This is a genomic window from Mesorhizobium sp. M3A.F.Ca.ET.175.01.1.1, assembly GCF_004791945.1.
In the GTDB taxonomy this organism is placed as follows: Bacteria; Pseudomonadota; Alphaproteobacteria; order Rhizobiales; family Rhizobiaceae; genus Mesorhizobium.
Genome location: NZ_SRTP01000075.1, coordinates 1 through 453, shown reverse-complemented (window position 1 = coordinate 453; position 453 = coordinate 1). Strand labels below are relative to the sequence as shown.

Genomic DNA, 453 nt, shown 5'->3' with positions numbered 1-453 from the left:
TCCGATCTCTTGCCCGCGCCTGAGCCGAGAGCGTTGAGACCGCCGGCCGCGTTGCCAGTCGACGAGACAAGGCTCGAAAGCGCACTGGACGATGCACCGCCGAGTTGACCAACCGCGCTGGTGGCGTTGCTGGCCGTACTGCCGAATTTCGACAGCGCGTCCTGCGCGCCGCTGAGACGGCCGAGGAAGTTATGTGCGCCCTCGGGGTTGGCCCAGCTAAAGCCCTCTGGACGCTCGAAACCGCCAAATGCTGCCGTCGCACCGCGAACGTCGGTCGTTCCCAGAAGCCGCTTCAATACCCCGCTTTCCGAGGTCTGGAGCTCCTTCCATGCGAAATTCAACTGCGATCCGACATCGCCAAGGTTGCCGCGACCGCCGATGGCGCTGAGCATCGACGGAGCGCGGTCATTCCACTGGAAAAGGCCGAGGGCGTTGCCCCGATCACCAACCGCC

General features: G+C 64.7%; 1 pseudogene. It reads right to left on the bottom strand.

Annotated features, from left to right (window positions below):
- Positions 1-392 (bottom strand): annotated as a pseudogene (locus tag EN818_RS30800) (phage tail tape measure protein); the annotation flags it as partial.
- Positions 393-453 lie beyond the last annotated feature (61 nt).